Raw genomic sequence first — 11,665 nt, 5'->3', positions numbered from 1 at the left:
ACCTTCCGTCCCTTCATCTTCCCCGATGAGCCTCCGATGAGCCGACCGAAACTGATATTCGTCACGCGCAGTCGCTACTGGCGTGCCGGTAACGGCGAGGCGGCACGCACTGCGGCGCTGATCGATGCACTGGCGGAGGTCTGCGAACTGACCGTGTTCTTCCCCGAGCAGCCTGACGCAGCCACCCGACCCTTCGTCGAGCGCAGCCGGCATCGCTACCGGCTCGCGGTCGGCGACACCGCGAGGCCGGAACGCGCCGCACTGGTGAGCGGGCTGCGCGCGATGTGCCGGCAGATCGCGCCGGACTGCGTGCTGCTGTCGCGGCTGCAGCTCGACTTCCTGCGGCTGGCGGTACCGCATGGCATCCGGCTGGTGATCGACACGCACGACCTGGTCAGTGACAACGCCGCGTCGCGTGCGCGCGCCGGCGTGGCAGTCGAGGAGGCGCTGGAGTTCGAGCGCGAGCTGGGCTTTCTGCGTCACTACGACCGCGTGCTGCTGATCCAGCCGGACGATCATGCCCGCGTCGCCGCCGTGCTCGGCGAGCGCGCGCTGTGCGTGCCGCACCCGGTGGTGCTGCCGGCGCAGCCGGTGAGGCCGGATTCGCGCGTGGTCGGTTACGCGGCCAGCCAGTGGGTGGCGAACCGGCACGGACTGCAGTGGTTCATCGACGACGTGTGGCCACCGCTGGCGGCCGAGGGCGCTGAGCTGCAGGTGGCCGGACACATCGCCGCGCTGCTGCCGCAGCCGTTGCCGTACGGCATCCGCGCGCGCGGCTTCGTTCCCGACATTGAGGTGCTGTGGAGCGGCGTGGACATCGCCATCAACCCGGTGCGCTGGGGCTCGGGGCTGAAGATCAAGACGGTTGAGGCGCTCGCCGCCGGTCTGCCCCTGGTCACCACGCGCGAAGGTGCGCGCGGCCTGGAGGATGGCGCTGGCGAAGCCTTTCTGCTCGCCGACGAAGCCACTGCCTTTGCCGACGCCTGCCGCACGCTGCTCGACGATCTGCCGCTGCGCCAGCGCTACGCGCGCGCCGCCCACGCCTACGCCCGCGACCGCTTTTCGCATGCGGCCTGCTATGGCGGACTGATGGCCTGGCTGCGCGCCTGAACACGCTTCGAGTCACTAAGGTACCTTGGAAAAATCATTGTTAAACAGTGTGTTGTGATGATGTTGTGGTGCACCAGCCATTCAAGGGGCGACGGCGCGTTCCGTTAACGCCGAGGTACCCATTGCCGTGTCGTCTGCCCGGATGTTCCTCGCCTTCACCCGCCTGCTGCTGTCCCTTGCCTGTTTCATTCCCGCGCTTGCGCTTGCGCAGGACGCGCCGCTGTTCCGCATCGGCGTCGCGCCGCATACCAGTTCGCGCGTCATCATCGAAATGTACCAACCGCTGCGTCAGCATCTGCAGAAGACGCTCGGCATGCCCGTTGCCATCGTGACTGCGCCGGACTTCACCGAGTTCGTGCGCCGGGCGCTGAACCAGGAGTACGCGCTGGTCATCACGACCGGACATCAGGCCGAACTGCTGCGCGCTGATGCGCGTTACCGGCCGCTGCTGACCTACCGCGCGCCCTTCCACGCAGTCGTCGCCGTCGCTGCGGGCAGCCGGGCGAAGTCGGCACGCGAACTGGCCGGCAGCACGGTGGCCGGACTCAGTCCGTCGTCTCTGGTGACACTGTGGGGCCTGCGCTGGATGAGCGAGCACGGTGCGGCCGGCGTCACCGTTCGCTACGTCAGCGCCGCCGACAGCGTGGCGCAACTGCTGCTCAATGGCGAAGTCAGCGCCGGCACGATGTCGCTTGCCAACTTTCAGGGTCTGGCGCCCGAGGTGCGTACGCGACTGCGGCTGCTGACCGACAGTCCGGCCATGGTCGGCCGCGTCTATCTGCTCAATCAGGTCGAGGCGGCACGCGCGGCCGCGATCGAGGCGGCGTTGTGGTCGTTCGCCGAAACGCCGGCCGGCGTCGATTACTTCGCCCGTTACAAGCTGGACGGCTACCGCCCGCTTCGCTCCGACGAACTCGATGCGATGGTGCCCTATGCCGCCGAGGTGCGCGAGCAGTTGAAGAAGTCCGCACTGTGAGCCGGCTGTTCGAGTTCCGGCTGCGGCGCTCGGTGCGTGGCCGCCTGCTGATCGCTGCCATCGTCGTCGAGGCGGTCATGCTGACGCTGCTGGTGAGCAACAGCGTGCGCCTGCAGCGCACCCACATGACCGAGCAGGCGGAGCGTCACGCGCAGCAGATCGTGCCCATCCTGAACGCGGCGCTGGTGGCGCCGATGGCGCAGAGCGACTACGCGACGATGCAGGCGGTGCTGGACGAGAGTCGATCCAGTCAGGGCATCGCCTATCTCATCCTGCGCGATAGCGGCGGCCACATCGTCGCGCACAGCGGCGGGTCGCGCGATGCGCCGTTACCGCAGACTGACGAGCGCTTCGACCTGTCGGTGGAGGACGATCCACCAATCTATGACCTGGTCACGCCGGTCTCACTGGCCGGGCAGCCGCTCGGTCAGCTGCATTTCGGACTCGACATGTCGGCGCTGCGCAGCGCCAACAGCCAGTTGTTGCTGCAGGGCATCGGCATCGCCGCGGGCGAACTGCTGCTGTCGATCGCGTTGCTGACCGGGCTCGGTCTGTGGCTGACACGCCAGTTGCTGCGGCTCACGCATGCGGCGGAAGAGGTCGCGCACGGCACCTTGACGCCGGCGCCGGTCGCCGAGGGCGAGGACGAGGTCGGCCAGCTCGGCCGTGCATTCAACGCGATGTCGGCGGCGATACGGGAGCGCATCGGCGAACTGCAGGCGCTGCACGAGAAGGAGCACGGTCTGGCGCGCATCGCGTCCGAGGCGAACGGTCGCCTCGAAGCGCTGCTCGACGCGATGGACATCGGCGTGCTGCTGGCCGACCACGAGAACCGGGTGCTGTACGCGAACGACAAGCTGGCGCAGGTGTGGGCGCTCGACGCCGGTCGTCCGCCGGACGGCTGTGCGCTGCAGGCGGTCGAAGCGATGTGTGCCGCGCGGCTGTCGTCCGGCGCGGCGACGGCGGTGTTCTGTCCTCACCGCGGCGAGCGGGAGATTCTGCTGGCCGACGGCCGCACGCTGACACAGCGCAGTTTTGCCGTGCGCGATGGCGACGGTCGCGAGATCGGCTGCATGTGGCTGAGCGAGGACGTGTCGGCAGCGCGGGCGGCGGCCGACGAACTGCGCCGCGCGCGCGACGAGGCCGAGGCGGCCAGTCGCGCCAAGGCGGCCTTCCTCGCCACGATGAGCCACGAAATCCGCACGCCGATGAACGGCATCATCGGCATGACCGACATGGTGCTGTCCGAATCGCTCAGCGACGAGCAGCGCGAGCACCTCGGCTGGGTGAAATCGTCGGCCGACAGCCTGATGGGCATCCTGAACGACATCCTCGACTACTCCAAGGTCGATGCCGGCCAGCTGCAGCTGGAAGCGGTCGACTTCAGCCTCGAAACGCTGGTTGCCGAAACCCTGGCCATCTTCTCGTCGCAAGCAGCAGGGAAGGACATTGCGCTGCGCTGGCAGGTGGCGCCGGGACTGCCCGCCATCGTCACCGGCGATCCGCTGCGCCTGCGGCAGATACTGTCCAATCTGGTGTCGAATGCGCTGAAGTTCACCACCCGCGGCGGCGTGACCATGAGCGTCGAGAGGGCGGACGAGGGACGGATCGCGCTGTCGGTCGCCGACACCGGCATCGGCATCGCGTCCGACAAGCACGCGTTGGTGTTCATGCCCTTTTCGCAGGCGGACTCGTCGACCACGCGCAACTACGGCGGCACCGGGCTGGGCCTGTCCATCGTGTCGCGACTGGTGGCGCTGATGCACGGCACGATCACGCTGGACAGCGCGCCGGGCCGCGGCAGCACCTTCCGCGTCGAACTGCCGCTGCCCGCTGCAGCGACGGAGGATGCCGCGGTGCGGCCGGACGAGGCGGCATCGACGCACGAGGCAGCGCTGCTTGATGCCGACGTGCTGATCGCCGAGGACACGCCGGTCAATCAGGTGCTGCTCGGTTGCCTGCTGTCGCGCCACGGCGTGCGCATCACTCAGGCGGCCGACGGCCGGCAGGCAGTGGCGGCCTGCAGCGAACGCCATTTCGATCTGGTGCTGATGGACATGCAGATGCCGGGGATGGACGGGCTCGAGGCGACGCGCCGCATTCGCGCGCTGGGCGCTCCGCACTGGCAGCAGGTGCCCATCGTCGCGATCACGGCCAACGCGCTCGACGAGGACCGCACCCGCTGCCGCGACGCCGGCATGGACGATTTCATCAGCAAGCCCTTCCAGGCCGGGGAACTGGTGGCGACGCTGGCGCGTCATCTGTCCTACCGTCGCGCACCGGAAGAGAGATAACCATAGGTTATCGAAACATTGTTATTTGGTTTGTTGAGTTATGGTGCGCTGCGGCGCTATAAATGCACCATCGCCTTTCAACCGGATTACTGCCATGGCCAGCGTCGCGCCCGAAAAAGTCCTCAGCGTCCATCACTGGAACGATTCGCTGTTCAGCTTCAAGACCACGCGCGACCCCGGTTTGCGCTTCCGCAACGGACATTTCGTCATGATCGGTCTGGAGACCGGCGGCAAGCCGCTGCTGCGCGCCTACAGCATCGCCAGTGCCAATTACGAGGAACACCTGGAGTTCTTCAGCATCAAGGTGCCGGACGGCCCGCTGACGTCCAAGCTGCAGCACCTGCAGCCGGGCGATGAAATCCTGGTCGGTCGCAAGCCGACCGGCACGCTGGTGCTGGACGACCTGAAGCCGGGCAAGCATCTGTACCTGTTCGGCACCGGTACCGGTCTGGCGCCCTTCCTCAGCCTGATCCGCGATCCCGAGGCCTATGAGCGCTTCGACAAGGTGATCCTGTTCCATGGCGTACGCCACGTGAATGAGCTGGCCTACCAGGACTACATCGAGAACGAACTGCCGAATGACGAGTTTCTCGGCGAGTTCGTGCGCGACAAGCTGCTCTACTACCCGAGCGTCACCCGCGAGCCCTACCGCAACCGCGGCCGCCTGACCGATCTGATCGTCAGCAACAAGATGACCGACGACCTCGGACTGCCGCCGCTCAATCCGGAAACCGATCGCGCGATGATCTGCGGCAGCCCGAGCATGAACAAGGACACCGCCGACCTGCTCGACGCGCGCGGCTTCGTCATCTCTCCGGGGGTGGGCGAACCGGGTGACTACGTGATCGAGCGGGCGTTCGTCGAGCGCTGAGCGAGCGATGTGACCGTGGAAAGAAAAAAGCACCGCATGCGGTGCTTTTTTCTTGTCGGTGCCGACTTGCGACTCAGTCGCGCTTCTTCCGTCGTCGTGCGACGCCAGCCGCGCCCGCGGCGAGTGCCAGCAAGGCGAGGCTGCCGGGCTCAGGCACGGCGCGCGTGGTGACGCGCAGGCTGTTCGGGTCGGCGTTGACCGGATTCGCTTCGACTTCGAACGGATCTCCGTAGAAGGCCGACGCATTGCCCTTGGACTGCGTGCACACCGAAGTGCTCTGCAGCACCGGGCCGTAGCCGCCATACCCGCCGTAGCCGCCGTAGCCCTCGTAACCGCCGCCGCAATCGTAGGCATAGACCCCGAGGTTGCTGGCGGCGCTGTCCGACAACTCGGCCAGCACGTCGAGCGACTCGTTCGGGTCGAGCACGCCGAGGTCAATGGTGACGTAACGGCTTCCCCAGCTGTAATAGCCGTCGCTGCCGTCGTCGTTGCTGTTCAGGTCGGTACCCGACTTGTCGTGCGTGATGACGCCGCCGTTGTTCTGGATGCTGGCCGACGAGTACCAGACCTGATTGCCATCGATCTTGATGGACGCCAGGTAATCGACGCTGAGGTATTCGTCTGCATCGAGCGCGTAGTAGTTCGTTGCACTGATCGAGCCGCCGTAGATCTTGAACGTGAGGCTGAAGTTCTGCGCCACGTTCGAGGCGTTGGTAACGGTGGCGAGGATGCTGGCCATCGCGCTGGCGCTGCCGTTGTAGCCGTAGGCCGAGGAGGACACGGCATAGGCGCCGGTGGCGGACGAGAAGGCGTAACCGGAGGCGGAGTTGTTGTCGCCCGACCAGATGTAGCTCGAGCTGTTGCGATACTCCGGCGTCACCCAATCGGAAGGTGTTGCAGTGCTGCCGTTGCTGCTGGCGGCGGACGAGGCGCCGAGAACCGGCAGTGCGTGGGCGAGCGGCACCTGACTGAACCAGGCGAACAGCGATACCGCGATCAGTGTCGGGCGCGAGGGCAGCGAGAAGTTCATTGTTTTCATCCTGTACGATTGAGGCGCTCGCCACCTGTAACAAGATTTATGCCCATTCTCTTAGGTTAAACGGATCAATGACTTGCACGTCGTCTTCGCGCTCCAAAAGGGCGTGGTGTAAAGCCCTTCGACAGGGGGGCGCGAGATGAGCCGCGTGCTGATGGCGTGGGAGCTGGGCGCCAATATGGGCCACATCGACCGCATGCTGATCACCGCGCGCGCGCTGCGCGAACGCGGGCACGCGGTCACCTTTGCGTTGAAGGACCTCGCACGCGCGCACGGCCGCATCGTCGCCGACGGTTTTCCGGTGCTGCAGTCGCCACTGTGGCTGCCGCGTATGGTGAACCCGCCGAAGCTGGTCAATTTTTCGGCGGTGCTGGCGGCGGCCGGATGGCTGGACCCGGGCGGGCTGGCTGGACTGCTGTCGGCCTGGCGCGGGCTGTTCGACCTGCACCGCCCCGATCTGCTGGTGTGCGACCATGCGCCGACCGCGATGCTGGCGATGCGCGGCCGCGGCACGCCGATCGCGGCGATCGGCAACTGCTTTGAGATTCCGCCGCATCGCGACGTGTTTCCGGCGATGAACTACTGGGACAAGGGCGACGTTGCCCAGTGCGCACGCAGCGATGCGCTATTGCTGGCGCCGGTGAACCAGGCGCTGGCGCTGCTCGGCGACAGCGCCCTGCCGCGCCTGACCGAACTGTTCGGCGGTGTGCGCTGCATCGCCGCCAGCCTGCCGGAGCTGGCCCACTACCCCGAATACGACGAGCGCGTGCGGATGGTTGGCCCGAGCTATGTCGGCGACAGCGGCGTGGCGCCGCAGTGGCCGGCGGGCGACGGCGCGCGCGTATTCGTCTACCTGTCGCCCGAACACGCCGATTTCAATGCGCTGATGGAGGCGCTGCGGCAGTCCGGCATGCGCACGCTGGTGCATGCCAAAGGGCTGTCGCCGGACGCCGCGCGACGGCTCGGTGGGCCGTCCATCCGTTTCGAATCGGCGCCGGTGCAGATGGACCCGGCCGTGCGCGCAGCCGATCTGGTCGTTTCGCACGCCAGCATCGGCACCGTCAGCGCTGCGGCGCTTGCCGGGTGCCCGCAACTGGTGCTGCCCAACCACATGGAGCAGTACATGGTGGCGCGTCGCATCGTCGATGGCGGCTTCGGTCTGGCCGTGCCGCCGGGAAGCCGGAACACCGATTACCCGTCGCTGCTGCGTCGCCTGCTCGACGAACCGCGCTTCGCCGCTGCGGCACGCACGCTGGCACAGCGCCACGCCGGCGCCGACCCGACGAAGACCGGTGCCTGCATCGCCGACGAGCTTGAAGCGCTGCTGCGCTGAGCGGGAACCTCCTGCCGTGGGCGCGCTCTGCGCAACATGAATTCCGCGCTGCGCCGACTGCTGTTGCACCTGCCGCTGCTGGCCGTGCTGCCGGCCCGCGCGGACGAGGCCGCCTACGATCCGGTGCTGCCCGCTACACCGCGCGGCCTGCCGCGTGACCACGGTGCCCACCCCGGCCACCGCATCGAGTGGTGGTACATCACCGGCTGGCTGGAGCGCGATGCTGCGGCACCGGTCGGCTTCCAGCTCACCTTCTTCCGCGTGCGCCAGCCGGCGCACGACGCCAACCCGAGCCGTTTCGCGCCGCGCCAGCTGCTGTTCGCGCACGCTGCGGTGTCCGACCCTGCGCGTGCCCGCCTGCTGCACGCGCAGAGGATCGCGCGCGCCGGCTTCGGTCTGGCCGAGGCGTCGGCTGACGACCTCGACGTGCGCATCGATGGCTGGCATCTGGCGCGTCAGCCGGCGCCCGAGCGCCTGCTCGCACACATCGCCGCGGACGATTTCGACTACGCACTGACCTTCGCGCCGACGCAGCCGGTGCTGTGGCAGGGCGAGCAGGGGTTCAGCCGAAAGGGGCCTGATCCGGCGCACGCCAGCCACTATCTGAGCTGGCCGCAGCTGGAGGTGAGCGGACGCCTGCGCATCGCGGCGGCAGGCAGTGCGGTGCGCGGACGCGCCTGGCTCGATCACGAGTGGTCGAGCGCGCTGATGCCGGAGGGCGCGCAGGGCTGGGACTGGCTGGGCATCAATCTGGACGACGGCGGTGCGCTGATGGCCTTCCGCATGCGCGACGCCGACGGCCACGCGCTGTGGGCAGCAGCGACCGTGCGCGATGCGGCGGGCGATCGCCGCTATGCGCCGAATGAAGTGGGTTTCGCAGTCCGTCGCGTCTGGCGCAGCCCGCGCAGCGGCGGCGCCTATCCGGTCGAACTCGAGGTCAGCGTGGGGGGGCGCCGCTTCCTGGTGAAGCCGCTGTTCGACGACCAGGAACTGGACAGCCGCGCCAGCAGTGGCGCCATCTACTGGGAAGGCGCGGTGACCGTGTTCGAAGGCGCGCGCCGGGTCGGTCGCGGCTATCTGGAGCTGACCGGGTACGCGGCGGCGCTGAAGATCTGAAGCTCTGTCACTCGCCGCCACCGAGCTGCGAGTTGTAGAGGCCGGCGTACATGCCGCCGGCCGCCAGCAGGTCGGCATGCTTGCCGATCTCGGCGATGCGGCCGCGGTCCATCACGACGATGCGGTCGGCACGCTCGATGGTGGACAGCCGGTGCGCGATCACCAGCGTCGTGCGGTTCTTCATCAGCACTTCGAGCGCGGCCTGCACCTGGCGCTCGGATTCGGTGTCCAGCGCCGAGGTGGCCTCATCCAGTATGAGCACCGGCGCGTCCTTCAGCAGCGCGCGCGCGATCGCCAGCCGTTGCCGCTGGCCGCCCGACAGCTTGACGCCGTTCTCGCCGATCATCGTGTCGAAGCCTTCCGGCATCGCCTGGATGAAATCCAGCGCATACGCGGCGCGCGCCGCCGCCTCGATGTCGGCGCGGTCGGTGCCGCGCAGCGCGCCATAGGCGATGTTGGCCGCCACCGTGTCGTTGAACAGCACCACGTCCTGGCTTACCAGCGCCATATTGGCGCGCAGGCTGGCCAGCTTCACGTTCTGGATGTCGTGCCCGTCGAGCAGGATGCGGCCCGAGGTCGGCGTGTAGAAGCGGGCCAGCAGATGCGCCAGCGTGGTCTTGCCGGAGCCCGATGCGCCGACCAGCGCCACCGTCTCGCCCGGCGCGATCGACAGATCGAAGTGCTGCAGCACGCGCAGTTCGCGGCCGGGGTAGCCGAAGCCGAGCTGGTCGAAGTCGATGCGGCCGCGCGCACGCTCAAGCTCCACCGTGCCGCTGTCGCGTTCGGCCTGCTGGTCGATCAGCTGGAACACGCTTTCCGCCGCTGCCAGCCCGCGCTGCAGCGGCGCGTTCACGTCGGTCAGGCGCTTGAGCGGCGCCAGCAGCATCAGCATCGCGGTGACGAAACCCATGAAGCCGCCGACCGTGGTGCGATTGGCCGCCGAGTCGGCCAGCGCGACCGCGATGACGATGCCCAGCGCCACCGCGGTGAGCACCTGGGTCATCGGCGACACCAGCGAGGCGGCGACGATGTTGCGCATGTTCTGTCGGCGCTGCTTGCGGCAGGCGGCGTCGAAGCGGCCCATTTCGTAGTCCTGGCCGCCGAAGATCTTGACCACCTTGTGCGCCTCGATGGTCTCTTCCAGCGTGTGCGCGATGCTGCCCATCGCCGTCTGCGCACCGCGCGCCGATTCGCGGATGCGACGCGAACTGAGTCGCACGATGAGCGCGATCAGCGGCAGCATGCCGAGCACGATCAGCGTGAGCTTCCAGTTCAACCACAGCAGCCAGGCGAGCAGGCCGGCCACGGTGAGCGTATCGCGCACGAACACGGTGATCACGTTGGTCGCCGCCTGCGTCACGCCCTGCACGTCGTAGGCGACCTTGGAAATAAGCGCGCCGGACGAGTTGTTGTCGAAGAAGTCGGTCGGCAGTGCCAGCAGGCGGCCGAACATGGCGCGGCGCAGATCGAGCACCACGTTGTTGGCGGCCCAGGCGAAGGCGTAATCGGCGATGAAGCCGAACACGCCGCGCACGGCGAACAGCAGCACGATGGCGAGCGGGTAGAACCACACCGCCTGCGGGTCCTGCCCGCCGAAGCCGCCGTCGAGCAGCGACTTCATCAACGCCGGAAAGACCGGTTCCGCCGCCGCGGTCAGCGCCATGCAGACGATGGAGACGGCGAAGGCGATCCAGTAGGGGCGCACGTAGCCGAGCAGACGCATATACAGTGCGCGGCTGGAAACCTGGGGTGAATTCATGGCGGGCGTCGGGCGGAGAAGCGCGGATTATCCTTGATCCGGCGAGGCTCTGTTCATCCGGGCGTGCTCTGCACGCCGACGTCAGCGATTGAAGCTGCGCAGCTTGGGCCCGAGCGGGCCGATCGCCAGATGGGTGACGCGACCGAACTCGAACTCCAGATTGAGCCAGCGGCTGGGCGGCAGGCCGAGCAGGGTGCCGGTCAGCGCCCGCATCGGCCCGTTGTGCGCGACCACGACCAGCGCGCTGGCACCCGCGCGCTGCGCCTCAAAAGCGTCCCAGACGCGCGCTGCCATGTCCGCATACAGCTCGCCGCCGGGGGCGCGGAAGTCGATCAGCGTGCTGCCCCACACCTCGAAGCCTTCCGCCGGAATGTCGGCGAAGGGCTTCAGTTCCCAGTCACCGAAATCAAGCTCGCGCAGTCGCGCGTCCAGATGCACCGTCGGCGATACCGCTTCGGCCAGCAGACGGGCGCGCACAAGCGGGCTGCTGACGACGCGCGCGTCGGTTGGCAGCAGCGGCGCAAGCCGTGCGGCGCAGGCGGCGACGTCCTCGGCCACCGGCAGATCGGCGGCGCCGTAGCACAGGGCGGGATCGACGGCCGGCTTCGGATGACGGACCAGATACAGGTCCAGTGGATCAGTCAGACGGAACAGTTCGTTCATCGTGTTGCATTCATGCAATGACATCGGATTCGGCCATACGGCACCGGTGCCCCGTTTGGAACACAGTGTGGTGCACTCACGTCACTGTGCTGCGCCGCAAAAAATGATTACGTATTACGTCACAAACAAGCGCGTATGCGGGCTTGAAAGGTTTGTTGCGGTGCACTACATTGAACTCAACGACAGCTTTTTAACTTGCAAGGAGCATCACCATGAAAACCACTGCATTCCGCATCGCTCTCGCGACCAGTCTTGCGATCGCCACGCTTGGCGCATCGGCCGCCACCGAAGCTTCGGTGTCGTCCGCTGCCGTCGGACACCCCGAAGACTACAAGGTGTTCATCGACGCGCCCACTGGCTACGCGTTCGTGAAGACGCCGTCGCGCTGGGTGTTCACCCGCAAGGTGGACAGCGCCCGCGTCGCCGAATCGTCCGCCGAAAAGCGCGTCGAGAAGGCCGAAGCGACCCGCTGATCGACGTTCAGTGCCGTACCGGAAAAGCCACCCG

The 11,665-nt window shown here is 67.4% G+C and carries 10 protein-coding genes; 7 read left to right on the top strand and 3 right to left on the bottom strand.

Going from position 1 to position 11,665, the window contains the following annotated elements:
* Positions 1-36 precede the first annotated feature (36 nt).
* The 4 genes from AC51BJ_RS01415 (at position 37) to AC51BJ_RS01400 (ending at position 5,251) form a co-directional block, all read left to right on the top strand.
* Positions 37-1,110 carry a glycosyltransferase gene (locus tag AC51BJ_RS01415; RefSeq protein ID WP_430432646.1) on the top strand — a complete coding sequence of 358 codons (1,074 nt, stop codon included), beginning with the start codon at positions 37-39 and terminating at the stop codon, positions 1,108-1,110.
* A 127-nt stretch (positions 1,111-1,237) separates the two neighbouring features.
* Positions 1,238-2,086 carry a PhnD/SsuA/transferrin family substrate-binding protein gene (locus tag AC51BJ_RS01410; protein ID WP_430432647.1) on the top strand — a complete coding sequence of 283 codons (849 nt, stop codon included), beginning with the start codon at positions 1,238-1,240 and terminating at the stop codon, positions 2,084-2,086.
* Entirely contained in the window at positions 2,083-4,380 is a 2,298-nt protein-coding gene (locus tag AC51BJ_RS01405; protein WP_496279094.1) for an ATP-binding protein, read from the top strand. Before AC51BJ_RS01410 ends, AC51BJ_RS01405 begins: the two co-directional genes overlap by 4 nt.
* 94 nt (positions 4,381-4,474) lie before the next feature.
* Complete coding sequence (locus AC51BJ_RS01400) at positions 4,475-5,251, top strand: ferredoxin--NADP reductase (protein WP_496279093.1); 777 nt, start codon at positions 4,475-4,477, stop codon at positions 5,249-5,251.
* A gap of 73 nt (positions 5,252-5,324) precedes the next feature.
* Here the strand turns inward: AC51BJ_RS01400 and AC51BJ_RS01395 are convergent, their stop codons facing one another.
* Positions 5,325-6,281, bottom strand: coding sequence for a PEP-CTERM sorting domain-containing protein (locus AC51BJ_RS01395; RefSeq protein WP_430432650.1), 957 nt, complete (start codon positions 6,279-6,281; stop codon positions 5,325-5,327).
* Between the two features lie 145 nt (positions 6,282-6,426).
* On the opposite strand from AC51BJ_RS01395, the gene AC51BJ_RS01390 reads away from it, so the two are divergent.
* Together AC51BJ_RS01390 and AC51BJ_RS01385 are read left to right on the top strand one after the other, a co-directional pair.
* On the top strand, positions 6,427-7,620 hold the full coding sequence (locus tag AC51BJ_RS01390; protein ID WP_496279092.1) for a glycosyltransferase: 1,194 nt from the start codon (positions 6,427-6,429) through the stop codon (positions 7,618-7,620).
* 36 nt (positions 7,621-7,656) lie between these two features.
* Positions 7,657-8,736: a lipocalin-like domain-containing protein gene (locus AC51BJ_RS01385; protein WP_496279091.1), complete on the top strand. Its 1,080-nt coding sequence runs from the start codon at positions 7,657-7,659 to the stop codon at positions 8,734-8,736.
* A gap of 7 nt (positions 8,737-8,743) precedes the next feature.
* Here AC51BJ_RS01385 and msbA read toward each other — a convergent pair whose 3' ends face one another.
* Positions 8,744-10,459, bottom strand: a complete 1,716-nt coding sequence (gene msbA / locus AC51BJ_RS01380; protein ID WP_425763669.1) for a lipid A export permease/ATP-binding protein MsbA — start codon at positions 10,457-10,459, stop codon at positions 8,744-8,746.
* A gap of 117 nt (positions 10,460-10,576) precedes the next feature.
* On the bottom strand, positions 10,577-11,158 hold the full coding sequence (locus AC51BJ_RS01375; RefSeq protein ID WP_430432653.1) for a histidine phosphatase family protein: 582 nt from the start codon (positions 11,156-11,158) through the stop codon (positions 10,577-10,579).
* A gap of 212 nt (positions 11,159-11,370) precedes the next feature.
* Here AC51BJ_RS01375 and AC51BJ_RS01370 point away from each other — a divergent pair, with 212 nt between their 5' ends.
* Positions 11,371-11,631, top strand: coding sequence for a hypothetical protein (locus AC51BJ_RS01370; RefSeq protein WP_304006289.1), 261 nt, complete (start codon positions 11,371-11,373; stop codon positions 11,629-11,631).
* Positions 11,632-11,665 lie beyond the last annotated feature (34 nt).

The organism is Methyloversatilis sp. S146-33, assembly GCF_059552495.1.
Note: the sequence above shows the minus strand (reverse complement) of the source record. Positions and strands in the feature narration are given on the sequence as shown.